This window comes from Caballeronia sp. LZ028, assembly GCF_031451415.1.
In the GTDB taxonomy this organism is placed as follows: Bacteria; Pseudomonadota; Gammaproteobacteria; order Burkholderiales; family Burkholderiaceae; genus Caballeronia; species Caballeronia zhejiangensis.
Genome location: NZ_JARUXN010000004.1, coordinates 1013298 through 1037599 on the forward strand (window position 1 = coordinate 1013298; position 24302 = coordinate 1037599).

A 24302-nucleotide genomic window follows, 5' to 3' on the forward strand; every position below is an offset into this window, starting at 1 on the left:
TTCCCGGACAACTTGTCGCGCCTGATGCGTGGCGTCGAATGCCGTGCGCCATGGCGTCGCATGAGCGTCGAGGACCGTTTATTGCTTCACGCTCATTCGATGACCACCGGAGAGTGCGATGCCCCCCACCCTGCATAAAGTCGCGCGTTTCGCGGATCTGTCCGCCGGGCGCGGCACGCGCGTGTGCGTCAAGAGCGAAGACAAGGACGCGAAGGACATTCCGATCCTCCTCGTGCGCGACGGAGAGAATGTGCGCGCGTACACCGCCAAATGCCCGCATGCGGGCGGGCCGCTCGACGAAGGCGCGATTTGCAACGGACGCATCGTGTGTCCGTGGCACAAAGGCACGTTCGATGTCGGCGACGGCAGTCTCGTCGAGCCGCCGCCTTTGAAGGCGTTGACGCGCTATGAAGCGATGCTCAAGGACGGCGATGTGTATGTGTCCGCGCAACCCGTGGAGAGCGGCGACGTATCGCAGAAGCAGACCAACGATAGCCGGACCATGCTCATCGTGGGCGCGGGCGCGGCGGGCGCGGCCGCTTGTTCGGCGTTGCGCGAAGCCGGTTTCGGCGGACGCATCGTGTTGGTCGGCGGCGACGCGCGCGAGCCGTACGATCGCACCTCGCTCAGCAAGTTCACGCTCGCGGGCGACATGCCACCCGACGACGTTCCGCCCCTGCTCGACGACGATTTCTTCGCGAAGCACGACATCGAACGCAACGAATCGCCTGCCGTTCATCTCGACGCGAAGAACCGGCGCGTCGAACTCGCAAACGGACACAAGATCGATTACGACGCCGCGCTCGTCTGCACCGGCGGCGTGCCGAAGCCGCTCACGACGCCCGGCGCAAACCTCGCGCATGTACATCTGCTGCGCACTCGCGACGATGCGCGTGCGATCCTCGGATCGCTCGAACAGCACAAGCGCGCGGTGATCGTCGGTGCGAGTTTCATCGGGCTCGAGGCGGCTTCATGTCTGAGGAAGCGAAACGTCGACGTGACCATCGTCGCGCCGGGCAAGGTGCCGTTCGCGAAGCAGTTCGGCGAGCGCATCGGCGAGATGTTCAGAAAGCTGCACGAGAAGAACGGCGTGACGTTTCATATGAATGCACGCGTAAGCACATTGAGGGGCGGCAACGCGGTGAGCGAAGTGATCCTCGATTCCGGCGAGAAGATCGCAGCCGATGTCGTGCTCGCGGGCACGGGCGTCGAACCCGCCACGTCGTTTCTTGCGGATGTCGAGCTCGCGGACGATGGCGGCATCGATGTGGACACGTCCATGCTCGCCGCGCCCGCGCTCTATGCCGCCGGCGATATCGCGCGCTTTCCGTTGCCGCGCTCGGACCAGCGCGTGCGCATCGAGCATTGGCGTGTCGCGCAGCAACATGCGCGCGTCGCCGCGTACAACATGGCGGGCAGCGCACGCACGTATGTCGGCGTTCCTTACTTCTGGACCTATCACTACGAGAAGACCTTCGACTATCTTGGACATGTCAGCGAGCCCGACAGCATCGAAATAGACGGCGATCTCGAAGCGCAGCATTTCATCGCGTATCTGATGAAGGATGGACGCGTGGGCGCGGTGGTCGCGTGCGAACACGACGCCGCCGTGTGCCGTCTCGCCGAAGCGATGCGCGAGCCGCTCACGCTCGAAGACGCACGTCGCATCGCCAACGCCTGAGCGCGCGAACATGGCCACGAAACGCGCCGATATCGACCCGCAACAGACGCCCGCATCGCTCGACGAATGCCGGCGTTGCGCGCTCTGGGAACACGCGACGCAAGCGGTGCCGGGCAACGGTCCGCGTCATGCGCCGATCATGATCGTCGGCGAGCAGCCGGGCGATCAGGAAGACTTGCAGGGCAAGCCGTTCGTCGGGCCTGCCGGCGCGATGCTCGATCGCGCGCTCGAAGAAGCGGGCGTCACGCGCAAGGAGGTGTATGTAACGAACGCGGTCAAGCACTTCAAGTGGGAACCGCGCGGCAAGCGGCGTCTGCACAAGACGCCTGCGCAGCGCGAGATCGATGCCTGCCATTACTGGCTCGATCGCGAGACAGGCGATGTTGCGCCGCAAGTGATCGTCGCGCTCGGCTCGACTGCGCTCAAGTCCGTGTTGCGCGATTCGAAGGCGACCCTGCAGGCCTCGATGGGGCACGCGCTCGAACACGAGGGACATGCGATCGTCGCGACCTATCATCCTTCGTTCGCGTTGCGCGCGCCCGATCCGGAGACACGCGAGCGTGCATACAAGGCAATCGTCGAAGCGTTGCGCGATGCACATCGGCTCGTCGCGCGTCATCGGAAATAGCGTTGAGGGAATGACTATGACAACGAGCGCAAAGTCAGCAGCGAAAAAGAAGAATAGCGGCAAGCGGCCCAGCACGCGCCAGCGGCATTCGCTTGCGAGCGTCCGCAAGAAGCCGGAGCGCACGACGCATCGCTGGTCGCATCATGTGATGGAAACGAGCGATGCAATGGATATTCAGCGCGACATCTTCAAGACCGGCAACGCGCAGGAGATCGCCGATTCGCTCAAGCGCTCGTCGACGCGCAGCACCCGCCGCAAGGGCTCGCCGTTTCAATCAGCAATGTCGATGCTGAACTTCTACATCAATCGCGCGGGGCGCAATCTGCCGAAGTCGCGCAAGAGCACGCTGGAACGCGCGAAAAAACGCTTGCGCGAAGCGTTCGGACGCAAGCCCTGAAACGTCCGCGCGGCCTCGTCGGAACGAGGCCGCGCGCGTTGCGTGGCTACCGCTTCTCCATGAAGATCAGGGTTGCCGCTGACCGCCCTGATGCTGTGGCAACGGCTGATTCTGCTGCTGCTGACCGCTCTGCTGATCCTGTTGCGGTTGCCCCGGCGACCGGTCTTGCTGGCCGTGCTGCTTGGGCGTCGATGGCTGATTGCCCGTTTGCTTTTGATTTCCGCTCATGAAGCCCTCCTGGCTAAGTCATCGCGTAGGTTAAAAGCCTCGGCTTGCGCCGCACGATAGTGCGAGCATCGCGCGTACCAGAACGGACGTCCGCATGATGCGGGCGCTTCGCAACGTCACGAGGAACGTCTCTTGCTTCCGCTAAGAAACGATGCGACCCGCTCAAAGGAGACAGCAATGGTGCAAGAACCTCCTCTCAATCCCGGCGATGAAGCCGAGCCCGGCGCGCCCGGTACCGGCGAAGACATCTGTCCGGACTGCAACGGCTCGGGCAAGCTCGAAGGCGCCGACTGCAAGACGTGCGGCGGAACAGGCAAGGTGACGCAAGGCATCGGCGGCGGTTGAATCGACGTTTCAGGAGTCACGTTTGAAAACGCATCCGAGCCATCTGGCAGGCACGGTCGCGCTCGCGTTGTTGCTCGCGAGCGGCGCGGCCATCGCCGACGATTACGCGAACGACTTTGGCCCGAACCCGACGCTGCCCGCACCGCGCAGAGCGATGATGCCGACGGTGAACATCGCGCCTGCCAAACCTTGGGCGCAGGGACAAAAACCCATCGCACCCGAGGGTTTCGATGTGACCGCGTTCGGCACGGGGCTCGAACATCCGCGCTGGCTTGCGACGCTGCCCAATGGCGACGTGCTCGTCGCCGAAAGCAATGCGCCCGCGAAGCACGACGAAAACGCCGGCATCAAAGGCTTCGTCATGAAGAAGGTGATGAAGCGCGCGGGCGCGGCCGTTCCAAGCCCGGACCGCATCATGCTGCTGCGCGATGCCGATGGCGACGGAATCGCTGAAACGCGCAGCGTGTTCATCGACAAGCTGCATTCGCCGTTCGGCATGGCGCTCGTCGGCGACGATCTCTACGTCGCGGATACCGACGCGATCCTGCGCTTCAAGTACGAAAACGGCACGACGCAAATCACGACGCCGGGCGAGAAGTTCATCGACTTGCCTGCCGGCGATATCAACCATCACTGGACGAAGAACATCATCGCGAGCCGCGACGGAAGGAAGCTCTACGTGACGGTCGGCTCGAACAGCAATGTGGCGGAGAACGGCATCGACGCGGAGAACGGCCGCGCGGCGATCATGGAAGTCGATATCGAATCGAAGCAGTCGCGCCTCTTCGCGACGGGCTTGCGCAATCCGAACGGCATGGCGTGGCAGCCGCAGAGCGGCGCGCTCTGGACCGTGGTCAACGAGCGCGACGAACTCGGCAACGACCTCGTGCCGGACTATCTGACCTCCGTGAAAGACGGCGCTTTCTATGGCTGGCCATACAGCTATTACGGTCAGCATGTCGATGATCGCGTGAAGCCGCAACGCGCGGATCTCGTGCAATCGGCGATCGCGCCGGACTATGCGATCGGCGCGCACACCGCTTCGCTCGGTCTCGCGTTTTATGACGGCACCGCATTTGCGCAACGCTATCGAAATGGCGCGTTCATCGGTCAACATGGTTCGTGGAATCGCAAGCCGAGAAGTGGCTACAAGGTGATCTTCGTGCCCTTCGACAATGGCAAGCCTTCAGGACCGCCCGAAGATATTCTGACGGGCTTTCTGTCGTCGGATGGTCATGCGCTCGGCCGTCCTGTCGGCGTGGCGATCGATGGCAAAGGCGCATTGCTCGTCGCCGACGATATCGGCAATACGGTGTGGCGGGTCGCGCCCGCCGCGAAATAAATGGCCGCGCGAAAGTCGGCACGCGGCGCGCCGGGTCTCTTCGCGCTCGCGGAAAAGCAGATCGTCGGGCTTTACGATGCGGGCGTGATGTCGCCTGCGGTGCTGCATCACGTCGTCGCGGCTTACGCGAATAGCAGCATCGACTGGAACGAAGATGGCACGCTGCAAACCGTCGATGGCCATACGGTGCACGAAGCCGTCGTGCTCGTGATGATGCCGGGACGTGCGTTGAAGAACGCACGCAAGGACTTCATCTCCGTGGTCGAACATCTCGCGGGCGGCGCGCGCGAGACGCAAGAACACGAAGCGCAAGCCGAGGACGACGAAGATCTCCTGACTCAACTGGGCGGCGACCCATCGCCGCCGCGCGCGAAGGCGCGCGCCGCGAAGAAGAGCACGGAAGAAGAAGCCGAGCCGAAGCGCGCGGCGTTCAATCCGCTCGTCGGCGCGCGTGCCGTGCGCAAGTAGCGGCATCACGGCACGCGCCTGTCGCGATCAATGCGGCACGCCCGGCGCGATGAGATCGAGCAGATCGTCCATGTCGAATGGCTTCGCGAGAATGGGCACGCCGAGATGCTTCGCGCGTTCGAGTTCATCGGCATAACCCGTCATCAGCACGAGCTTCTGCGATGGCAAACGCGACATGATCTGCTCGGCCAGATCGATGCCGTTCATGCGGCCCGGCATCTGCACATCCGACAACACGAGATCGAATCCATAACCTTCGCCCAATAGCGCGAACGCGGCATCGGCGCTTTCTTCGTGATGCACCGCGCAGCCGAGCACTTCGAGCACCGCCGTCACGCCCGCCGCGACATCCGCGTTGTCTTCCACGAGCAGCACCGACGTGCCGCGCAACGGCTCGTCTTCTTCATCGGATACGGGCACGATCGGCGGCGTCTCGACATCGGGCGGCACATAGGCCTTCGATTCCTTCGGTGCCGGACCATGATGGCGCGGCAAATAGAGGCGCACGGTCGTGCCCGATCCCGCCACGCTCGTGATGCGCGCCGTGCCGCCCGCCTGCTCGCACGCGGCGAGCACCTGCGTGAGGCCGAGGCCCGTGCCCGCGCCGCGCTGCTTCGTCGTGAAGAGCGGCTCGAACGCGCGGCGCTGCACTTGCTCGGTCATGCCTTCGCCGTTGTCGGTGATCGAGACGAGCACGTATTCGCCATCGGGAATATCCGTTTCCGCGCCGCGCACGCGCGCGTTCTGGCAACGGATCAGCACACGCCCGCCGTGCGGCATCGCATCGCTCGCATTCACCGCGACGTTCACGAGCGCGATCTCCAGTTCGACCCGATCGGCCATGACGCGCCACAGATCGGGCGATAACTCCAGCGTCACCGCGACGGACGGATGCACCGATTTCTTCACGAGATCGAGCACGCTTCGCAGCCAGTCGGCGGGATCGACGAGCTCGCGTTTCAGCGGCTGCTTGCGCGCGACGCTCATCAGCCGCCGCGCGAGCGATTCGGCCCCGGCCGTGGCACGTTCCACCGCGAGCACTTCGCTTTCGACGTCGTTGAAGCGCTTGTGTCGGGCAAGCTCCATGTTCGAGCCGACGACCATCAGCAGATTGTTGAAGTCGTGCGCGACGTTCGCGACGAGATTGCCGAGCGCGCCCATGCGCCGCAATTGCCGGCTCGACGCCTCGATGGAAAGGCGCGTCGCGACTTCGGCCTGCCAGCGTTCCCATGCGGCCTGCTCGGCATTGAGCCGGCGGATCGAGAACAGGATCAGCAGCCACACCGCGATGCATGGCACGAGCGCGATCGTCGCGACGAGCGCAAGGTGATTGCGCCAGCGAGCGAGAACAGCGGAGGCCGCATAGCCCGTCGACACATAGAGCGGATAGTCGCCCACGCGTCTGAACGCGAGCAAGCGATCGACGTGATCGACGGTCGAACGAAGACGCATGCTGCCGTAAAGCTCGTTGTTGCGAAAAGCGGCGGTAAAGGGTGTATTGGTCGCGGGTTGCCTGCTCTCCATGGCGGCCGGAAAGCGCGCGAGGATATTGCCGTCGCGCCGATAAAGCCCGATGACGACCGCCTTGTCGCCCGCCGCGAGTTCGCGATAAAAATCGGTGAGGTAGTCGCGCTTCAACGCAATCGACACGACGCCCAGAAACTTCCCGTTTCGGCCGATGCGTCCCATCGTCGTCGTGAAGACATCCGAGCGCGCCACCTTGCCGCGCAAGGGCAACGAAAAGTACGTGACGGGCGCCACCGCACGCGCGGACTGGAAATCGTCGCGATCCTCGATCGATATCGCGGGCGCGGGATACCAGCGGCTATTGGCGAGCAGCGCGCCTTTCTCGCCGAACACGGAGATCGCCGCGATTTGCGCGAGCGTGCCGCTCATGTCGTCGAGCGTGCGATGCAGCTCCGCTTCGCGGCTCTTGATGAGCGCGTCGTCGCTATCGCCGAGCAGATCGACGATGCGCGTCTCCAGTTGCTGATTGAGGTCGATCACTTTCAGCGCGTGCTCGTCGGCGACGCGCGTGAGGCGTTCCGTGAGTTCCCGCGCATCGGCGAAGCGGCGCTGATGATCGTAGTAGCCGTAGATGCAAAGGCACGCGACCGGAATGACGATGGATGCGCCCAATACGAGCAGCAGCACCTTGCGCATCGATGCGAAATGGCGGGCAGGCAGCGGCAGATCGAATGTCGCGGTCTCTGTGGAGTCCAAGCGTTGCGTCTCCGAGGAAGTCGACCGGCATATCGTAACCGGCGAGGAGTCGGAGCGGTATGAAGAATGAAGAAAACGCCGGCATTCTCTTTAAACGCGGCGAGTGCATCGGTCGCCGGCGGCCTTTCTTCTGATTTAGCCAGGCGCATGCCTGGCCACTCGTCGCAGGGCTTGTGGACCCGGCGCGAGCGTCGGCTTCAGCCGGCCATTTCGCGATCGGGCGTCGCGGATATGCGATGAATCGCGAGATCGGCGCCATTGAACTCTTCTTCGCGATCGAGCCGCAGGCCCACTGTCATCTTGATGGCGCCATACACGAGCGCACCGCCCGCGAGCGCGAGCACGACGGCGCCCGCCGTGCCGATGAGCTGCGACCCGATCGATACACCGCCGATGCCGCCGAACGCCTTCTGCCCGAACACGCCCGCCGCGATGCCACCCCACGCGCCGCACATGCCGTGCAGCGGCCACACGCCGAGCACGTCGTCGATGCGCCAGCGGTTCTGCACGCAGGTGAACATCTGTACGAAAAGCACGCCCGCGACCGCGCCGACGATCAACGCGCCGAGCGGATGCATCAGGTCCGAGCCCGCGCATACCGCGACGAGACCCGCGAGCGGCCCGTTATACGTGAAGCCCGGATCGTTGCGGCCCGCGAACCATGCGGCGAGCGTGCCGCCGACCATCGCCATCAGCGAGTTGACGGCGACGAGGCCGCTGATCTTGTCGACGGTCTGCGCGCTCATCACATTGAAGCCGAACCAGCCGACCGCAAGCACCCACGCGCCGAGCGCGAGAAACGGAATGCTCGACGGCGGATGCGCGGCGATGCGCCCGTCCTTGTGATAACGCCCGTGACGCGGCCCGAGCAGCAGCACGGCGGGCAACGCGACCCAGCCGCCGAACGCATGCACGACGACCGAGCCGGCGAAATCATGAAACGGCGCGCCGAACGCGTGCGTGAGCCACGCCTGAATGCCGAAACGCTCGTTCCACGCGACGCCTTCCAGTAAGGGATAAATGAAGCCGACGATCACGCAGGTCGCGAACAGTTGCGGATTGAACTTGGAGCGCTCCGCAATGCCGCCCGACACGATCGCCGGAATCGCCGCGGCGAAGGTCAGCAGAAAGAAGAAGCGCACGAGCGCATAGCCGTTGTGCTGCGCGAGGATATCGGCGCTGTGCATGAACTGCACGCCGTACGCGATGTTGTAGCCGATGAAGAAGTACGCAAGCGTCGACACGGCGAAGTCCACGAGGATCTTCACGAGCGCATTCACTTGATTCTCGCGGCGCACGGTGCCGAGTTCGAGAAAGGCGAAACCTGCGTGCATCGCAAGCACCATCGCGGCGCCTAACAGCAGAAAAAGAGTGTCGGTTCCGGATTGGAGTGCCTGCATGATTCGAGCGATTGGTCTGGAAGAGGCGCACGTTTTGCAAGTTCCGGGCCAACTTGGCGCAGACGGCATCCAAACGGTGCAGACGCTTTGCGCAGCGCGGATTGGCATGGTGCAACGGGCCGCGACGCTAACTTTTTCGGTGCGCCCGATCTTGGTGCAGTGCCCCGTTGCATGGCATTGAATGCACCGCGCAAGAGCCAAATATTTCGATGCGAAGGGACGTCGTAGGCTTATCGCAAGCATGCGATGCGATGCACGTTCGCGTTGCGTGGCGAGTATTCTGAAGACTGGTCGCGTGCAAAACGGAGTGGCCATGACCTCACGCATCGAACGATTTGGCGAGCACGTACGCATGGAATCGCATGAGGGCGATCCGCGTGTCGTCACGGTCGTGCTCGATCGGCCCGCGCGTCGCAATGCCGTCGATCGTTCCATGGCCGACGCATTGCGAGAGGCGTTCGAGCGCTTCGATGCCGACGATGCGTTATCCGTCGCCGTGCTATGGGGCGCGGGCGGCACGTTCTGCGCGGGCGCTGATCTGTCCGCACTCAACGATGACGCGCGCCGCAACGAGATCCATGCCGACGGCAGCGGCCCCGGCCCGATGGGACCGACGCGGCTCGCGCTGCACAAACCCGGGATCGCCGCCATCGCCGGTCATGCGGTCGCGGGCGGACTCGAGCTTGCCGCGTGGTGCGATCTGCGCGTCGTCGAGGAACACGCGGTGCTGGGCGTGTTCTGCAGACGCGTCGGCGTGCCGCTCATCGATGGCGGCACGATACGGCTGCCGCGTCTCATCGGCATGTCGCGCGCGCTCGATCTGATCCTCACTGGCCGCGCCGTCGATGCTGACGAAGCGCTCGCTATCGGCCTTGCGAATCGCATTGCGCCGGCGGGCGAAGCGCGCAATGTCGCCGAAGCGCTCGCATGCGAACTGGCCGCGCTGCCGCAGGCCGCGTTGCGCGCCGACTTATGCTCCGCGCACGACAACGCGTTCGAAGCCGACCTGGGCCGCGCCTTGCAGCGCGAAGGCGCGAGCGGATATCGCGCGGTGTTCGATGAAGGTCTCGAAGGCGCGACGCGTTTCATCGCAAGACATCGGGACTGAAAGGACGAGCGACATGAACTCAGTGTTCGAGAACCGTAGGGAAGCGGGCCGCGAGCTCGCGCAGCATCTCGGCGCGTATGCGGACCGTGACGACGTCACCGTGCTCGCATTGCCGCGCGGTGGCGTGCCCGTGGCATACGAAGTCGCACGTGCATTGCGGGCACGGCTCGATGTGCTCGTCGTGCGCAAGCTCGGCGTGCCGGTGCAGCCGGAACTCGCGATGGGCGCGATCGCATCCGGCGATGCGTTCTTTCTCGACGAGCGCATCGTGGAATATGCAGGCGTCGGGAAAGACGAACTCGATCGCGTGATCGCGATGGAGCGCGCCGAGCTCGAGCGGCGCGAGGCGCTGTATCGCGGCGACATGCCGCCGCTCGATATGAACGGACGCGTGGCGATCGTCGTCGATGACGGCATGGCGACCGGCGCAACGATGAAGGCCGCGGCGATGTCCTTGCGTCATGCGCGCCCGTCGAAGATCGTCGCGGCGCTGCCCGTTGCGCCGCTCGATTCGGAAGCGCGCGTGGAAGATATCGTCGATGAATTCGTCTGCGTGATGCGGCCGCATCGATACTTCGGCGTCGGGCAGTTCTACATCGACTTCGATCAGACGAGCGACGACGAAGTGCGCGAGTTGCTCGATGCGGCCCGCAAGGATGTTTAGCGCAGCCAGGGCGCGTCGTGCGATTCCTGCGTCTTGCCGTATTTTTCACGCGCGGCCTTCAACGACTGCTTCTCGATGACGCCTTCGTCCACGAGCGATTTCAGCGCGGCGATGACGATCGATACGCGATCCACTTCGAAGAACTCACGCAACGATTGACGCGTATCGCTGCGGCCGAAGCCATCGGTGCCGAGCGTGACGTAACGGCGCGGCACATACGCGCGAATCAGTTCGGGCACCGCGCGCACATAGTCCGTCGCCGCGATCACCGGCCCGCGCGATGATTCGAGCGCGCGCGTGACGAAGGGCACGCTCGCATCGTCGTCGGAGAGGCGCGCCGCGCGCTCGCATGACGCGCCATCGCGATGAAGCTCCGTGAAGCTCGTCACGCTCCACACGGCGGCGTCGATGTTCCAGTCGTCTTTGAGCATCATGCGCGCGGCGATCGCTTCGTTGAGGATCGCGCCCGAGCCGAGCAATTGCACTTGCGCATTGGCATCGCCGCCGATGCGATAGATGCCGCGCAAAATGCCTTCGCGCGTGGACGCATTCAGCGCACTGCCGGGCGCGGAAGGCTGCGCGTAGTTTTCATTCGTCACCGTGATGTAATAGAACACGTCGTTCTGGCGTTCCATCATCTCCTGCATGCCTTCATCGACGATAGCCGCGACTTCGTACGCGAACGCGGGATCGTAAGCGCGGCAGTTCGGAACCGTCGATGCAGAGAGATGGCTCGTGCCGTCCTGATGCTGCAAGCCTTCGCCGCCGAGCGTCGTGCGGCCCGCCGTCGCGCCGATGAGAAAACCACGCGAACGCTGATCCGCGGCCGCGAAAATCAGATCGCCGATGCGCTGAAAACCGAACATCGAGTAATAGATGTAGAACGGCAGCATCGGCAGATCGTGCACGCTGTATGAAGTCGCCGCCGCGATCCACGACGACACCGCGCCCGCCTCCGAAATGCCTTCTTCGAGAATCTGCCCGCGCGTGTCCTCGCGGTAATAGAGCATCGAGCCCATGTCTTCCGGCTCGTATAACTGGCCGAGCGGCGAATAGATGCCCACTTGCCTGAAGAGATTCGCCATGCCGAACGTGCGCGCCTCGTCCGCGACCACAGGGACGACGCGCGGTCCGAGCGTCTTGTCCTTCAGCAAGCTGCCGAGCATGCGGACGAAAGCCATCGTCGTGGACATTTCCTTCGCTGATGCGTCGAGCGCGAACTGGCCCCACGTAGCGAGCGCGGGCGGCGTGATGCCAAGCGAAGCCTTCGCGCGACGTCGCGGCAGATAACCGCCCAACGCCGCACGACGCTCGTGCAGATAGCGCATTTCGGGCGCGTCATCCGCGGGCTTGTAGAACTTGAGCTGCTCGACATCGTTATCGGAGAGCGGCAGGCGGAAACGATCGCGGAACTGCTTGAGATCGTCGAGATCGAGCTTTTTCTGTTGATGCGTCGTCATGCGGCCCTGCCCCACCGCGCCCATGCCGAAGCCCTTCATCGTCTTCGCGAGAATCACCGTCGGCTGGCCCTTGTGCGAAAGCGCCTTCGCATAAGCGGCGTGGAGCTTGCGCACGTCGTGACCGCCACGGCGCAAACGGTCGATATCTTCATCCGACATATGCGCGACGAGCGCCGCGAGTTCCGGATTCTGCCCGAAGAAGCGCTCGCGGTTATAGCGGCCGTCATTCGCCGAGAAAGTCTGGAATTGGCCGTCGACGGTATGCGCAAATGCGCGCAGCAATGCATTGGAGCGATCGCGCGCGAACAGCGCGTCCCAGTCCGAGCCCCACAAGACCTTGATGACGTTCCAGCCCGCGCCGGTGAATTGCGCTTCGAGTTCATCGACGATGCGCCCGTTGCTGCGCACAGGGCCATCGAGCCGCTGCAGATTGCAGTTGATGACGAACACGAGGTTATCGAGCTGCTCGCGCGCTGCGAGCGACAGCGCGCCGATCGATTCCGGCTCGTCCATTTCGCCATCGCCGAAGAAGCCCCAGACCTTGCGGCCTTCCGTGTTCCTGAGATTGCGGTTCTGCAAATAGCGCATGAAGCGCGCTTGATAAATGGAATTGATAGGACCGATGCCCATCGACCCAGTGGGGAACTGCCAGAAATCCGGCATCAGCCAGGGATGCGGATAAGAGCACAAGCCCGGTCCCGCGATCTCGCGCCGATAATGCTTCAGATGTTCTTCGCCGAGAAAGCCTTCGAGAAAGGCGCGCGCATAGACGCCCGGCGACGAATGCGGCTGAAAGTAGACGATATCGCCGCCATGCGTTTCATTCGCGGCTTCAAAGAAGTGATTGAAGCCGACCTCGAAAAGATCCGCCGCCGATGCATAACTTGCGATATGGCCGCCGAGTTCGCCATAAGCCCGATTCGCGCGCACGACCATCGCGAGTGCATTCCAGCGCAACACCGCGGCGAGCTTTTCCTCGATGTCGAGATTGCCGGGATAAGGCTGTTGCTGCGCCACGGGAATCGTATTCGCATAAGGCGTCGCGCGCGCCCGCGCCGATTCGACGCCCACCGACAGCGCGTGCTCCGCGAGCCGGTCGAAAAGATACTGCGCGCGATCCTTGCCTACGTGTTCGACGACCGCATCGAGCGCCTCCAGCCATTCGGCGGTCTCGCCGGGATCGATGTCCTCGCGTCCCTTGGCAATGGAAAGAAGCTGGGTGGTACCGCTCGACAAGTCCGTCATGGCGCGACTCCGCGTTGGCTAGAGAATACGCTCAAGCATATCCAATGATGCGCAGAATGTGCGTCTCATTTGGCTGCCTTCTCGCTTTGCTGTAGTGTGTTTATTCTTCGGAAACGCCAAAAACCAGAATCTTTCGACTATGACAGCACACTCGAAGCAGCGCCTCGACCGCATCGACATCGGCATATTGAATGAGCTACAGCAAAACGCGCGCATCACCAATTCGGAACTCGCCCGCGCCGTCAATCTTTCGCCGACGCCCTGCTTCAACCGCGTGCGCGCGCTGGAGAAGGCGGGCCTTTTCAAGCAGCACGTCACCTTGCTGAATCCGGAAGCGCTCGGGCTTTCCATCAACGTCTTCATTCAGGTCAGTCTGGAAAAGCAGATCAAGGATGCGCTTGCCCGTTTCGAGCAAGCGATCAGCGAGCGGCCCGAAGTGATGGAGTGTTATCTGATGACGGGCGATGCCGATTACCTGTTGCGCGTCGTATTGCCAGACGTCGCCGCGCTGGAGCGCTTCATCCTGGAACGGCTCACGAAGATGCCAGGCGTTTCCAACATTCGTTCGAGCTTTGCGCTCAAACAGGTGCGCTATAAAACCGCGCTGCCGTTGCCCGCCTCGGGATTGACCCTGCCCGATCAGAATGCCGACGAGGCAGAATGGACCTGATGGATAGTGCAACGAGCGGTCGATCCTTCCGACAGCACTAAACATTCCTGTAATTCTTGCGATGACGCGGTGCATCGCCTATAACTCGTGTGGCCTGTGCGGCATGTTTTCCCGGCTTGACGTGTTCTCTGACGAATTACCACGCACGCGAGAAAGACATGAACATCGAAACCGTACGTGTATTCATCATGACGCGCGGCGTCGATTTCGCGATCATGGTGATCGGCGCGATCGCGCTGTGGATCATCGGGCGCTGGCTGATCGGTCTCGTCACGAGCACGATGCGCAAGCTTCTTTCGCGCAACGGCCGCGTCGATCCCACGCTCGCGCATTATCTCGGCTCCATCGTCGGCGTCATTCTCAATCTGCTGCTCGTACTCGCGATTCTGCAGATTTTTGGCGTGCAGACGACGTCTTTCGCGGCGTTGCTCGCGGGTCTCGGTCTCGCTATCGGCACGGCATGGGGCGGGCTGCTCGCGCACTTCGCGGCAGGCGTGTTCATGCAGGTGTTGCGGCCTTTCAAAGTGGGCGATTTCGTGACCGCGGGCGGCGTGACCGGCACCGTCACTGAACTTGGTCTTTTCGGCACGACCATCACGACGCCCGACAACGTCGCGGCCATCATCGGCAACAACAAGATCTTCTCCGACACGATCTGGAATTTCAGCTTGCTGCCGCATCGGCGCGTCGAACTGAGCGCGAAGATCGCGAATGGCGTCGATCCGCTCGATGCCATCGCGCGTCTGAAGGAAGCCGTCGCGAAGATACCGAACGTGGCGACCACGCCGCCGCCCGATGTCGAAGTGCTGTCGTTCACGCCGGAAGGACCGCTTCTGTGCGTGCGGCCTTACACCAATACCAACGACTATTGGCAGGTCTATTTCGACACCAATCGCGCGATCATCGAAACGTTCAGGCAAGCCGGCTATCCGACGCCGGAAACGCCGCTCGTGCGCCGCGTCGTCAACTGATTTTCACGCGCGAATGCTGAACTAGAATGAGTGGAACCGGCGTGCCTTGCGCCGGATCACCGGTCGCGCGCGGGAGGATGCCATGCCGACTTATCAATACCGTTGTCAGGATTGCGGCGAGACCTTCGAGCACCCGGAGCACATCGTCGAGCATGCAACGGTGCAACTCAAATGCCCGAAGTGCGGCAGCGAGAAAGTCGCGCACGCACCGGCGCCGTTCGTCGCGAAGACCACGAAGAAAAGCTGAACTTCAAGCCGCGCGAAACCGCACTTCGTGCGACGGCAGGCCGCCCAGACGTTGCGCGACGTGATCGATGAACGCGCGCAAGCGCGGCGCTTCGTGACGGCTCGGCGGCCATAGAATCTGAAACACGCCTTCCGTACGCATGTGTGCGCCGAGCACCGCGCGCAGCATGCCGCCGTCCATCGCGCTCTTCGCGACGAAATCCGGCACGCACGCGAGCCCCAATCCGGAGATGCAGGCTGCGAGCACGGCTTCCATGTCGTTGAACGTGAGCGTCGCGTGCGGATCGATTGCGAACGTGTGATCGTCACGCGCGAAACGCCAGGGCTCGGGACGGCCGCTCGCCGGAGAACGGAAGCGGATGCACGCATGGCCATCGAGATCGCCGGGCGTCGCGGGCTCGCCATGACCCGCGAAGTATGCGGGCGAGCCAATCACGACCGGACCGTATTGCGTGAGCGGGCGCGCGAGCAATTGCGAATCGGCGAGACGCCCTGTGCGGATCACCGCGTCATACCCTTCCTGCGTGACATCGACTACGCGATCGCTGAATTCGATATCCAGTTCGATGTCCGGATAGCGCCGCCTGAAGTCCGGCACGAGCGGCATCAATAGCCGCGTGCCGAGCGACGGCGCGCTGATGCGCAGACGTCCGCGCGGCGACGACGTCGAATGGAACAGCTCGTTCTCTGCTTCTTCGAGATCGGCGAGCATGCGTTTGCAGCGCGCGAAGAAACGTGCGCCTTCGTGCGTGAGGCCGATCCTGCGCGTCGTGCGATTGAGCAGTTGCACGCCGAGCTTCGCTTCGAGCCGCATCACGCTCTTGCCTACTGCCGAAGCCGACAATCCGAGCGCGCGCCCTGCCGCGACGAAGCTGCCCGACTCGGCGGCGCGCACGAACGCGACCATGCCGGAAAGACTTTCTGTCGATGGAGGCGCCCCGGACGAAGTCGCCGTGAGAGACCCGTGCGAAGCCTGCGATGGAACGGTGGTCATATTCATGTTCTGGCGAAAAAGAAGGCGCGACGGATTGCGCCTGTCTTCTGCAAGAACGTGCGTGATGCCGATTTATTCCCGACTTACCCGCGCTCTCGTGTAGTGCGGCGCGTCAGCCGTTCAGTTCCTCGTGCAGCGCGACGTATTCCTGCGCGAGCTTGTGACGCGGTTCGAGATAGATCATCGGCCGCGCGTGCTGATGGCTCTCGCGGATTTTCACGGAGAGCGACAGATGCGAATTGAGCACAGGCAAATCTTCGCCGTGTAGTTCGTCGACGAGTTGCTGGGGCAGGCTTGCGCGCGGCTGGAACTGATTGATGACGATGCCTTCGACGCTCAGATCCGGATTGTGATCGTGGCGGATCTCCTGCACGTTATCGAGCACCGAATAGAGCGCGCGGCGCGAGAAGTCGTCGCAATCGAATGGAATCAGACAGCGCTCCACGGCGATCAATGCGGAGCGCGTGAAGAAGTTGAGCGCGGGCGGCGTGTCGATATAGACGGCGTCGTAGTGTTGCAGTCCCTTCAATGCGTCGCGCAGCTTATAGATCTTGTAGCGCGATTCGAGCTTGCTTTGCAGCGCTTCGAGATTCGGATGCGACGGCACGATGTCGAGATTCTCGAATGGCGTTGCATGAATGAAGGACTCGAACGCCGGTTCGCGAAAGCTATAGCTCAATGCGGATTCGAAGAAGCTTGCGAGATTCGGCTGTGCATCGCGGGCTTGTTCGCCTAGCAGGTACTGGCTTGCATTGCCCTGCGGATCGAGGTCGATGACGAGTGTGCGCAGGCCCCGGGAAGCGCTGATCGCGGCGAGATTGCAGACGATGGTGGACTTGCCTACGCCACCCTTTTGATTGAAGACCACACGGCGCATCGGTTTTTCTTCCTGGGTTTGTGAACGCTCGTTTCTTTGTGCGTTCTGGCTGGGGTTGAGCGGTTCCAGGGATGTGATCTTATCGCATCAATATGGTTGCGGTTTTTGGCTTTGGGTTTTTGTTCGTTTGTTCGGGAGGTGTCGCTGGATCCCGTATTCGTGTCGGTCTATTAGCACTGCCCCTGTGCTAATAGACCACTAATAAAACGGGATCCGGCGAAAGCGAAAAAATCAAGGAAAAGCCGGAATCGTAGGATCGGCCCCTTCGACATCGGCCTCCGGATGATGACTCTTCACCAGCGCCTCGATCTCCTCGACACGATCCTTCGGCACATCGACCATCATCAGCAATTCGCCATCGTCGATCGCATGCTCGAACCGCCGCAAACGCGTATTCGGAATGCCCACGCCGATCATCGTCGCGGCCCATGCGCCGAAGCCCATGCTCGCCAGCGTCATGCAAACGACCGCGCCGCCGGCAATCGTCAAACCCGCAGGCGGAAATGCCATCGCAACAAGTCCGGCGAGCGCGCCCGTCACGCCTCCTGCAGCCGTTCCGCGAGCAAGCGCAGGCAAGAGATCGGTGCGTTGAACGAGTGTCGCTTGAGGCAAATCCTCCAGCGGTTCATGAGGCCGCGCAAGCACATGGATATGCCGCCATTCGATTCGCTTCAGCAGCAATTCGTCGATGATCCCCTTCGCGCTCGCCACACTCGGCAGCAGAAAATAGATGCGCCTCATCTCGCACCTCCATATCGGAGCGTCATGAATCCAATATAGACGACGCGCACAGGAACGCTTTTCAACACGCACGAGGCAATTCACCGTGCTTGGGTATCACCATGCAGGCAGCGCACGCTTATGCGAGTATCTCCGGATTCGTTCGAACGATTCGCATTCGGAAAAGGAGCAGCATGACGCACATGAACACCCCTTCGTGGCAGGACGTAATCATGCAAACCGAACGCGCACTCGCATGCGGCGCACTGCGTTCGTTCGATACCGCGCAAAGCATGATCGAAGATGGCGGCGTGCGCTTTCTCGTACGACAGGCCGCTAATATCGCGCGCAAGGAGCAGGCATCGAAACTCGCGGCGAAGTCCGCCGCCGATGCCGCGAGCGCATGGCGCGATCCATTCTCGCCATGCGAGGAAGCGCTGCGTGTCGGCGATATCGGCGAGCGGCATTTTCTGTTGCTCAACAAGTTCAACGTGCTCGCGCATCATCTGCTGATCGTGACGACGGACTTCGAGCCGCAAGAGACGCTCATCAGCGAGGACGACTTCGCCGCGCTCTTTGCTTGCCTCGATCGTTTCGATGCACTCGGCTTCTATAACGGCGGCAGCATCGCCGGATCGAGCCAGCCGCACAAGCATCTGCAGATGGTGCCGCTGCCGCTCGATGGTCAGGCATTGCCGATCGAAGCGGCCATCGAAGCGGCGCGCACGAGCGGCATCTTTCGCGTGCCGCAACTCGCGTTCGCGCACGCAGCCGCATGGCTCGACGATGACAGCATCGCCAACGTGCACGCAACCTATCTGCAACTGCTGAACGCGATCGGCGTGCAACCGCTCGATGTCATGGGCGTCGAACATCAAAGCGCGCCTTATAACCTGCTCGTCACGCGTCGATGGATGCTCGCGGTGCCGCGCAGCGTATCGCATGTCGAGGGCGTCGCGGTGAATGCGCTCGGATTCGCCGGCTCGCTCTTCGTTCGCGACGACGCACAGCGCGAGGTCGTCGAAGCGCTGGGTCCGATGAAACTACTTGCAAACGCAACTATCTCTTGAAATCGGCTCCGGCGACCCGCATGTCCGCATCCAGACATCGGGAGTTCAAGGAACATGGGAAGCCGGCCTCAATTCATCGACGATCTTGCGCGCGGGGCGCAGGACGCCGCGCCCTCCACCCCGCTCGACCCCATCGACGCTATCGACGATGGGGCCCTGCTCGACGCCTATTCGCGCACCGTCATCGGCGCGCTGGAGCGCGTGCAGCAAGCAGTCGTGTTCATTTCCGTCGAACGGCAACTGGCCGACGCGCGCGGCGCGCGACGCAGTGTCGGCGGCACGGGCTCGGGATTCATCTTCACGCCCGACGGCTATCTGCTGACCAATAGTCACGTCGTGCACGGCGCGACGCATATCGTCGTCACGCTCGCCGATGGCACGCGCTTCGACGCCGATCTCGTCGGCGACGATCCCGCAAGCGATCTCGCGGTGCTGCGCATCGGCTCGCCGGAGCCGCTGCCGCATGTCGAACTGGGCGACTCGGGCCGCCTTCGCGTAGGACAGATCGCGATCGCGGTAGGCAATCCGCTCGGGCTCGCGCAGACCGTCACGACGGGCGTCGTCTCCGCGCTCGGCCGAACGCTGCGCTCGACTTCGGGCCGCATGATCTATGACGTCATCCAGACCGATGCCGCGCTCAATCCCGGCAACTCGGGCGGGCCGCTCATCAATTCGGCCGGCCAGGTGATCGGCGTGAACACCGCGATCATCGCCGGCGCGCAGGCCATCTCGTTCGCGACCGCGATCGATACGGCGAAGTGGGTCATCATGCAGATCTTCGCGTACGGGCGCGTGCGGCGCGCGTATATCGGCGTGGCGGGTACGACGACGCCGATCTCGCGGCGCGTGCAGCGCTTTTTCGCGCTTCCGTCGGCAAGCGGCGTGCATGTGATGGAGATCGTCAAAGGCAGTCCGGCCGCGCTCGGCGGCCTGCGCACAGGCGATCGGATCGTCGCGGTGGATGACGTCGCCATCGATAGCGTCGACAGTTTGCAGCGCACGCTGGACGCATCGCGCATCGACAGGCCGGTGAAGATCGCGGTGCTGCGCGGCACGCAGAAGCTCGATATCGACGTGACGCCCGTCGAGCAGACGGGCTGACGCGGCGGCGGCGCGTGCCTCGATGCACACGCGCCGCCTCCCAACGCTTCGCTTCACTTCCTGCTGCCGGTCTCTCGCGCCGCTTGTCCCGCGTACCCCGTGTTTCGTGCGCGCGCATCGGCGAAAACATCGGCCAGACGCTCGCGCAGCGCGTCGGCGTCGCGGCGCAACGGCGCGTTCGCCGACGCATCGATCAACGCATCGATACGCCGTTGCCAGTACGCCTGCTGCATGACGGCATGCCGCATCGGCTCTCCGCGTGCTTTCGCCGCCACGCGCTCAAGCTCCGCGATCATCCGGCCGATGTGCGCGAGTTCCTCCTGCGCGAGCTGATCGACGCTCACAGGCTCCTCCTCGTTCCGCGTCTGTCATGGAGCGCGGTTCCATGAATGCTAAACGTCGCAACCGAAGGCTTTATTCCAGCGGCGCAAGGAAACGAAGCGATTCCGCACCCTGGCCCGCGCTTTGCGCTGTTTGCAATGTCTCGACGGCTATGTGCGCTAACGACCGGTCGCGCGTGCGCGGCTCCGGCCTAATGTGGAAGCAGCAGACAGTGTTCGCGCGCACGGGCCGCCCGTTCGAACGAGCCTGCCCTGTCGGGGAAGGTCCTAGAAAAAGGATTGCCATGACCACGCACAAGAAAAACCAGACGGCGATGCGCCGCGAAGCGTTCCGTTGCACTGGCGCACAACTCGACGCCATCCTGCGATTCGGCGAGGAACGCAAGCTGGAGAATCAGCCGTTGCATATCGTCGTCGCTGAATACTGGCGCTATCAGGCGCACGCGAAAGCCGCCTGATCGTTCGTACTTCTCGCCGGTTTCGAAGCATCGCCCGTGCGGGCCGCGCGGCGCTATGTACACGCTATTGTCCCGACAGCACCCGCTGCTTCAGCACCCAGATTGCCGTGGGCACTGCGTAGTAAGCGCTGACATTGCCCGTGACGAGCTTGCCCGTCAGTTGAATGCGTGTGTTCTCCGTGGGCGTCGCATCGATGATCTGCACCGCCGACACATTCGTCTGCTGGCGACCGCCTTGTCCTGTGCTCGCGCTCATCACGCACACCGGACGCGACAGCGATAGCACCCACGCGGGCTTGGGGGACGCATCGCCTTCGCGTGCGGCCTGGCGCGTCGCCGTGCCTTCGAGCGTGACGACATCGCCATCGTTATAGCAAGGCGCCGCCGCTGCGGAGCCTGCCATCAGCACGAGCACCCAAGCACAGGCTTTCGCAATCATTCGAACCTCGCGAAGAGCGCGTCGCGTGACGCGCGGATCCGGGAAAGAAGCTCAGTTACTTTAGGTGATCGGCGTTGGGGTCGCAACCTGCGGACGAATGGTCATCCTCGGCGCTCCTTTCAAAACCTTCATTCGGGAACGCGTGTTGCTGCACTTCATCTGACGAATCGAAAGAGCGCGGATCATGACTGCGAAAGACCGCGCATGAAGACATTGCCGGTCCGCGACTCATTCGGACTGACAGAGGGGGCGACGATGAATCAGGTCATAGTTGGTGTGTTCGGATCCTATCGGGACGGACACGACGCGCTTCGCGCATTGCAGCTCGCGGGTTTGCGACGCGACGACGCGCATCTTTATCGGGCCGGACGTGGCGAGAGCGATATCGATGCTCTGCTGCCGCCCGCGCACGACGAGGACGATGCGGAGTACGTCGCTCATGGCGAGCATCAAGGCGTGATCTGCGCGCGCAATCGGTTCGTGCCGCACGAGCCGGTCTCGCCGCGCCCGCCCGCGTCTCATGCCGCCGACGACGCCACGCCACAGCGCACGCTGCTCGTCATCCGCATCAACGATGACATCAAGCCGGGCGCGATCGGCGAAATGCTGCACGAGCACGGCGCGATCGCGGTCAAGGACGCGAGCGGCCACTGGCGCTTCTCGCCGTTCAGGAATCCGGCGGGCGTCTGAGCGCAGCGCTTTCAGTGCATGCCCGGATGAGGCTTGCGAACGACGGACGGCGCTTCGGACTCGGCGCGCTCATCGTCTTCCGATGGGTCGTCGGACGAAGGCTCGTTGGCGAGATCGCGCGCTTCCTGCGCCGCCGCCGCCGCACGCAACGTCCGACAGCGCGCCGAGTGGCGGAACGTCGCGAGCAGGCGAACGACTTCGCGTGTTCTCGTTCTCATTGTTGCCTCCTTCGAAGCAGTTGAGAAACTACTTTAAGTGTAGGCGGCAAATGCTCAGGCGCAAGGCGTTCCATCGAAATAATGTGCGTCGGCGCATGCGCGTTGCATGCGTTTCGGACGCGCATGAAAAAGCCGGACGGATGCTTGCGCACACGTCCGGCTCTTTTCTCACTTTCACGTCACGTTTTACTGCTGCTGCGGATACTGCCTTGCTTCTACTGCTTCTACTGCTGAAACACCTGTACCTGCTCCGGGGCCGCACGAGCGATCGGGAACGTATCGGCGGCGCTGTAACTGTTACTCATCGACATGAATGCGATAAGGCTCATCGACATCATGGCGGCCGCAAGGATGATGCGCTTCTTTTGCATGGCTGCTATTCGTTCTCTCGTTTGGCGTGCAACGAATAGTAGAGCGTCGAAGATAGGAAAGCGCTAATCCGCGTCTTAATTCAAGGCACAAAAAACTAGGAGCGAAAAGCACGACCGCCAGCAATCGGCATGAGCGCAGCATGCGATTGTTCGAACCGTCTAGTACATTTCCCGCATCGTGCCCTGTGCGCAACACGGCGGAAAAGAACTTTACTGTTGCCTTGCCAGCGTCCTGCGATGCCGGGAGAATTGAAGCAACGGCCTAAAAACCGTTCCTTCACTACCACGAGAGTTCGATGGCAACCTTAGAGGGCAAGGCGCAATACCGCATTGATACCGATAACACGGCAGCCGGTATCGCCATCATGATCCTGACGACCGCGACTTTCGCGGCAAGCGATTCCACCGTCAAGCTGATCGGCACCGCCGTCCCTCTGCTGGCTTTGCTCTGGGTTCGCTATCTTTTCCAGATGATCGTCATGGGCGCGTGGCAGATACGCCGCCGCGCGTTCGGCCTCTTTCGCACGGGCAGCGTCAAGTTGCAGATCGTGCGCGCGGTGCTGCTGCTGACCAATTCCGCGTGCACGTTCGCAGGGCTGCGGCATCTTCCTTTGCCCGTCAGCACGTCCCTCGCGATGCTCGCGCCACTCATCTCCACACTGCTCGCCGCGCTCGTGCTGAAAGACGACGTGCCGCGCAGCAAGTGGGCGCTGGTCGCGATCGGTTTCGTCGGCATGCTGCTGGTGGTGCGGCCGGGCGGCAGCTCGTTTAGCTGGACGGTGATCTATCCGATCGGCGCGGCGACGACGTTCGCGTGTTTCCAGGTGGTGTCGAGCCATCTTTCGCGCGTCGACGACGCGATCACGACCAACTTCCTCACGGCGCTCGTCGCGACGCTCATGCTGTGCGTGCTCGTGTGGATGGATCAAGCCGAAATGCTGCCCGCGCTCGCGCAGGTACGATTCGAAAGCTGGCTGCTCGTCGTCTTCATGGCGACGATGGCGACCACCGGCCACGGACTCATGCTTCAGGCGCTAAAGCGCGCGCCGCTCTCCGTGCTGACGCCGTTCGGCTACGGTCAGCTCGCGTTCGCCGCCCTTTTCAGCTGGTTGCTGTTCGGACAAGTGCCCGACTTCTGGATGGCGATCGGCATGTGCGTGATCGCGGCGAGCGGCATCGGCACCGTGCTCCTGCATGGACGCAAGGCGGCGCCGGCCGTATCGGCGGATGTCTGACGATAACGAAACGCTCAGTTGGCGGCGTGCGCGCGCTCGGCCTGGCCCGTGCAGAGCCAATGCGGATCAATGTCCAGCGCCTTCGCGATGCGATTGAATGCCGCGAACGGCGGAACCGTGATGCCGCGCCGCCAGAATTGCACGTCGTGCTCGCTCACGTCGAGCCAGCCAGCGGCTTTTGCGGAACTGATGTTTGCCTTCTGCAAGGCCCGGTCGAGTCGTGCGGCCATGGCGCGCCGCAAGGCGTTGTCTTCGTGACTGCGTTCAAGGTGGCCAAGGGTTTGGGAATGTCGCCCCATTTTCTTCAAGTCTCTCGATTTATAACTTTATGCCGTTCAGCGCCGGCTCATTCGCGCGAAGGTGAATCCTACTGATTCACGATGACGCGGCAGTGACAGAAATACCGGAAAATCGTCCGTTCTACCGAAAGCCCGTCGCGCATGTTGCAGTGCGAGATTCTTTCAATTAACGCATCAATGCGTCAAGTGGGGAAACAACGCATTCGGTAACTTTTGTCTTAGGGGTTTACGACAGGCCGCGCCTGGACGCCTGCAGCAAGCGTTTAATGAACGCACGTTCGCAGGCCGACTGGTCGGGATTATTTCTTTTCTAGGGAAACGCTGATTTATTAAGCTCGGTGGTCATCGTTTGCATAGCTGAGGACGTTATAGAAGGCAGCTCACGGAACAGACTCACGATGAAGAGGCAGATC

At 62.6% G+C, this 24302-nt stretch carries 28 protein-coding genes; 16 read left to right on the plus strand and 12 right to left on the minus strand.

Annotated features, from left to right (window positions below):
- Positions 1 to 118 precede the first annotated feature (118 nt).
- Genes QCE58_RS27480 through QCE58_RS27490 form a run of 3 tightly spaced genes read left to right on the plus strand, consistent with a single transcriptional unit; the run spans position 119 to position 2706 of the window.
- A complete protein-coding gene (locus tag QCE58_RS27480; protein WP_250521743.1) occupies positions 119 to 1681 on the plus strand; it encodes an FAD-dependent oxidoreductase in 1563 nt (520 codons plus the stop codon).
- 10 nt (positions 1682 to 1691) lie between these two features.
- The gene (locus tag QCE58_RS27485) at positions 1692 to 2309 is read left to right on the plus strand and encodes a UdgX family uracil-DNA binding protein (RefSeq protein WP_250521744.1); all 618 of its coding nucleotides are present in this window, start codon (positions 1692 to 1694) and stop codon (positions 2307 to 2309) included.
- Between the two features lie 16 nt (positions 2310 to 2325).
- Entirely contained in the window at positions 2326 to 2706 is a 381-nt protein-coding gene (locus QCE58_RS27490) for a DUF3175 domain-containing protein (RefSeq protein WP_250435960.1), read from the plus strand.
- Between the two features lie 66 nt (positions 2707 to 2772).
- On the opposite strand, the gene QCE58_RS27495 is transcribed toward QCE58_RS27490, so the two are convergent.
- Complete coding sequence (locus QCE58_RS27495) at positions 2773 to 2934, minus strand: hypothetical protein (protein WP_167561849.1); 162 nt, start codon at positions 2932 to 2934, stop codon at positions 2773 to 2775.
- Positions 2935 to 3111: 177 nt separating this feature from the next.
- On the opposite strand from QCE58_RS27495, the gene QCE58_RS27500 reads away from it, so the two are divergent.
- Genes QCE58_RS27500 through QCE58_RS27510 form a run of 3 tightly spaced genes read left to right on the plus strand, consistent with a single transcriptional unit; the run spans position 3112 to position 5089 of the window.
- Complete coding sequence (locus QCE58_RS27500; RefSeq protein ID WP_250435961.1) at positions 3112 to 3279, plus strand: hypothetical protein; 168 nt, start codon at positions 3112 to 3114, stop codon at positions 3277 to 3279.
- A 22-nt stretch (positions 3280 to 3301) separates the two neighbouring features.
- Positions 3302 to 4621 (plus strand): sorbosone dehydrogenase family protein, encoded by a 1320-nt coding sequence (locus QCE58_RS27505; RefSeq protein ID WP_008353020.1) that lies wholly within the window; start codon positions 3302 to 3304, stop codon positions 4619 to 4621.
- Entirely contained in the window at positions 4622 to 5089 is a 468-nt protein-coding gene (locus QCE58_RS27510) for a hypothetical protein (protein ID WP_250521745.1), read from the plus strand. It abuts the gene before it with no gap.
- A 27-nt stretch (positions 5090 to 5116) separates the two neighbouring features.
- Here QCE58_RS27510 and QCE58_RS27515 read toward each other — a convergent pair whose 3' ends face one another.
- Positions 5117 to 7312 (minus strand): hybrid sensor histidine kinase/response regulator, encoded by a 2196-nt coding sequence (locus tag QCE58_RS27515; protein ID WP_250521746.1) that lies wholly within the window; start codon positions 7310 to 7312, stop codon positions 5117 to 5119.
- A gap of 197 nt (positions 7313 to 7509) precedes the next feature.
- Positions 7510 to 8712, minus strand: coding sequence for an ammonium transporter (locus QCE58_RS27520; RefSeq protein WP_008353013.1), 1203 nt, complete (start codon positions 8710 to 8712; stop codon positions 7510 to 7512).
- Between the two features lie 313 nt (positions 8713 to 9025).
- On the opposite strand from QCE58_RS27520, the gene QCE58_RS27525 reads away from it, so the two are divergent.
- Together QCE58_RS27525 and QCE58_RS27530 are read left to right on the plus strand one after the other, a co-directional pair.
- Complete coding sequence (locus QCE58_RS27525; RefSeq protein WP_309780494.1) at positions 9026 to 9820, plus strand: crotonase/enoyl-CoA hydratase family protein; 795 nt, start codon at positions 9026 to 9028, stop codon at positions 9818 to 9820.
- A gap of 13 nt (positions 9821 to 9833) precedes the next feature.
- Complete coding sequence (locus QCE58_RS27530; RefSeq protein ID WP_034471932.1) at positions 9834 to 10484, plus strand: phosphoribosyltransferase; 651 nt, start codon at positions 9834 to 9836, stop codon at positions 10482 to 10484.
- Here the strand turns inward: QCE58_RS27530 and mdeB are convergent.
- On the minus strand, positions 10481 to 13189 hold the full coding sequence (mdeB, locus tag QCE58_RS27535) for an alpha-ketoglutarate dehydrogenase (RefSeq protein WP_250521748.1): 2709 nt from the start codon (positions 13187 to 13189) through the stop codon (positions 10481 to 10483). The genes QCE58_RS27530 and mdeB overlap by 4 nt on opposite strands.
- 139 nt (positions 13190 to 13328) lie before the next feature.
- Here mdeB and QCE58_RS27540 point away from each other — a divergent pair, with 139 nt between their 5' ends.
- From QCE58_RS27540 to QCE58_RS27550, 3 genes are all read left to right on the plus strand, one after another.
- The gene (locus QCE58_RS27540) at positions 13329 to 13859 is read left to right on the plus strand and encodes an Lrp/AsnC family transcriptional regulator (RefSeq protein ID WP_008353006.1); all 531 of its coding nucleotides are present in this window, start codon (positions 13329 to 13331) and stop codon (positions 13857 to 13859) included.
- Positions 13860 to 14017: 158 nt separating this feature from the next.
- Positions 14018 to 14830, plus strand: coding sequence for a mechanosensitive ion channel family protein (locus tag QCE58_RS27545; protein ID WP_250435972.1), 813 nt, complete (start codon positions 14018 to 14020; stop codon positions 14828 to 14830).
- A gap of 82 nt (positions 14831 to 14912) precedes the next feature.
- Positions 14913 to 15077: an FmdB family zinc ribbon protein gene (locus tag QCE58_RS27550; RefSeq protein WP_309780495.1), complete on the plus strand. Its 165-nt coding sequence runs from the start codon at positions 14913 to 14915 to the stop codon at positions 15075 to 15077.
- A gap of 3 nt (positions 15078 to 15080) precedes the next feature.
- On the opposite strand, the gene QCE58_RS27555 is transcribed toward QCE58_RS27550, so the two are convergent.
- The 3 genes from QCE58_RS27555 to QCE58_RS27565 form a co-directional block, all read right to left on the minus strand.
- Positions 15081 to 15983, minus strand: a complete 903-nt coding sequence (locus QCE58_RS27555; protein WP_008353003.1) for a LysR family transcriptional regulator — start codon at positions 15981 to 15983, stop codon at positions 15081 to 15083.
- Positions 15984 to 16182: 199 nt separating this feature from the next.
- Positions 16183 to 16947, minus strand: coding sequence for a ParA family protein (locus QCE58_RS27560; RefSeq protein WP_250521749.1), 765 nt, complete (start codon positions 16945 to 16947; stop codon positions 16183 to 16185).
- Positions 16948 to 17178: 231 nt separating this feature from the next.
- Positions 17179 to 17688 carry a hypothetical protein gene (locus QCE58_RS27565; protein ID WP_008353001.1) on the minus strand — a complete coding sequence of 170 codons (510 nt, stop codon included), beginning with the start codon at positions 17686 to 17688 and terminating at the stop codon, positions 17179 to 17181.
- A gap of 173 nt (positions 17689 to 17861) precedes the next feature.
- Here QCE58_RS27565 and QCE58_RS27570 point away from each other — a divergent pair, with 173 nt between their 5' ends.
- Together QCE58_RS27570 and QCE58_RS27575 are read left to right on the plus strand one after the other, a co-directional pair.
- On the plus strand, positions 17862 to 18737 hold the full coding sequence (locus QCE58_RS27570; protein ID WP_250435975.1) for a DUF4922 domain-containing protein: 876 nt from the start codon (positions 17862 to 17864) through the stop codon (positions 18735 to 18737).
- Between the two features lie 54 nt (positions 18738 to 18791).
- Positions 18792 to 19838, plus strand: coding sequence for a S1C family serine protease (locus tag QCE58_RS27575; protein WP_008352997.1), 1047 nt, complete (start codon positions 18792 to 18794; stop codon positions 19836 to 19838).
- 53 nt (positions 19839 to 19891) lie between these two features.
- Here QCE58_RS27575 and QCE58_RS27580 read toward each other — a convergent pair whose 3' ends face one another.
- Positions 19892 to 20182 carry a hypothetical protein gene (locus QCE58_RS27580; RefSeq protein WP_008352995.1) on the minus strand — a complete coding sequence of 97 codons (291 nt, stop codon included), beginning with the start codon at positions 20180 to 20182 and terminating at the stop codon, positions 19892 to 19894.
- Between the two features lie 281 nt (positions 20183 to 20463).
- On the opposite strand from QCE58_RS27580, the gene QCE58_RS27585 reads away from it, so the two are divergent.
- A complete protein-coding gene (locus QCE58_RS27585) occupies positions 20464 to 20637 on the plus strand; it encodes a hypothetical protein (RefSeq protein WP_160172894.1) in 174 nt (57 codons plus the stop codon).
- A gap of 64 nt (positions 20638 to 20701) precedes the next feature.
- Here the strand turns inward: QCE58_RS27585 and QCE58_RS27590 are convergent, their stop codons facing one another.
- Positions 20702 to 21076, minus strand: a complete 375-nt coding sequence (locus QCE58_RS27590) for a hypothetical protein (protein WP_250435990.1) — start codon at positions 21074 to 21076, stop codon at positions 20702 to 20704.
- 255 nt (positions 21077 to 21331) lie between these two features.
- Here QCE58_RS27590 and QCE58_RS27595 point away from each other — a divergent pair, with 255 nt between their 5' ends.
- Positions 21332 to 21766 carry a hypothetical protein gene (locus QCE58_RS27595; RefSeq protein WP_008352992.1) on the plus strand — a complete coding sequence of 145 codons (435 nt, stop codon included), beginning with the start codon at positions 21332 to 21334 and terminating at the stop codon, positions 21764 to 21766.
- A gap of 11 nt (positions 21767 to 21777) precedes the next feature.
- Here the strand turns inward: QCE58_RS27595 and QCE58_RS27600 are convergent, their stop codons facing one another.
- Together QCE58_RS27600 and QCE58_RS27605 are read right to left on the minus strand one after the other, a co-directional pair.
- Positions 21778 to 21984: a hypothetical protein gene (locus QCE58_RS27600; RefSeq protein WP_008352990.1), complete on the minus strand. Its 207-nt coding sequence runs from the start codon at positions 21982 to 21984 to the stop codon at positions 21778 to 21780.
- 224 nt (positions 21985 to 22208) lie between these two features.
- Entirely contained in the window at positions 22209 to 22355 is a 147-nt protein-coding gene (locus QCE58_RS27605; protein WP_160172893.1) for a hypothetical protein, read from the minus strand.
- A gap of 296 nt (positions 22356 to 22651) precedes the next feature.
- Here QCE58_RS27605 and QCE58_RS27610 point away from each other — a divergent pair, with 296 nt between their 5' ends.
- Entirely contained in the window at positions 22652 to 23590 is a 939-nt protein-coding gene (locus tag QCE58_RS27610; RefSeq protein WP_250521750.1) for a DMT family transporter, read from the plus strand.
- 14 nt (positions 23591 to 23604) lie between these two features.
- Here the strand turns inward: QCE58_RS27610 and QCE58_RS27615 are convergent, their stop codons facing one another.
- Positions 23605 to 23889: a helix-turn-helix domain-containing protein gene (locus tag QCE58_RS27615; RefSeq protein ID WP_033537060.1), complete on the minus strand. Its 285-nt coding sequence runs from the start codon at positions 23887 to 23889 to the stop codon at positions 23605 to 23607.
- Positions 23890 to 24302: the final 413 nt, after the last annotated feature.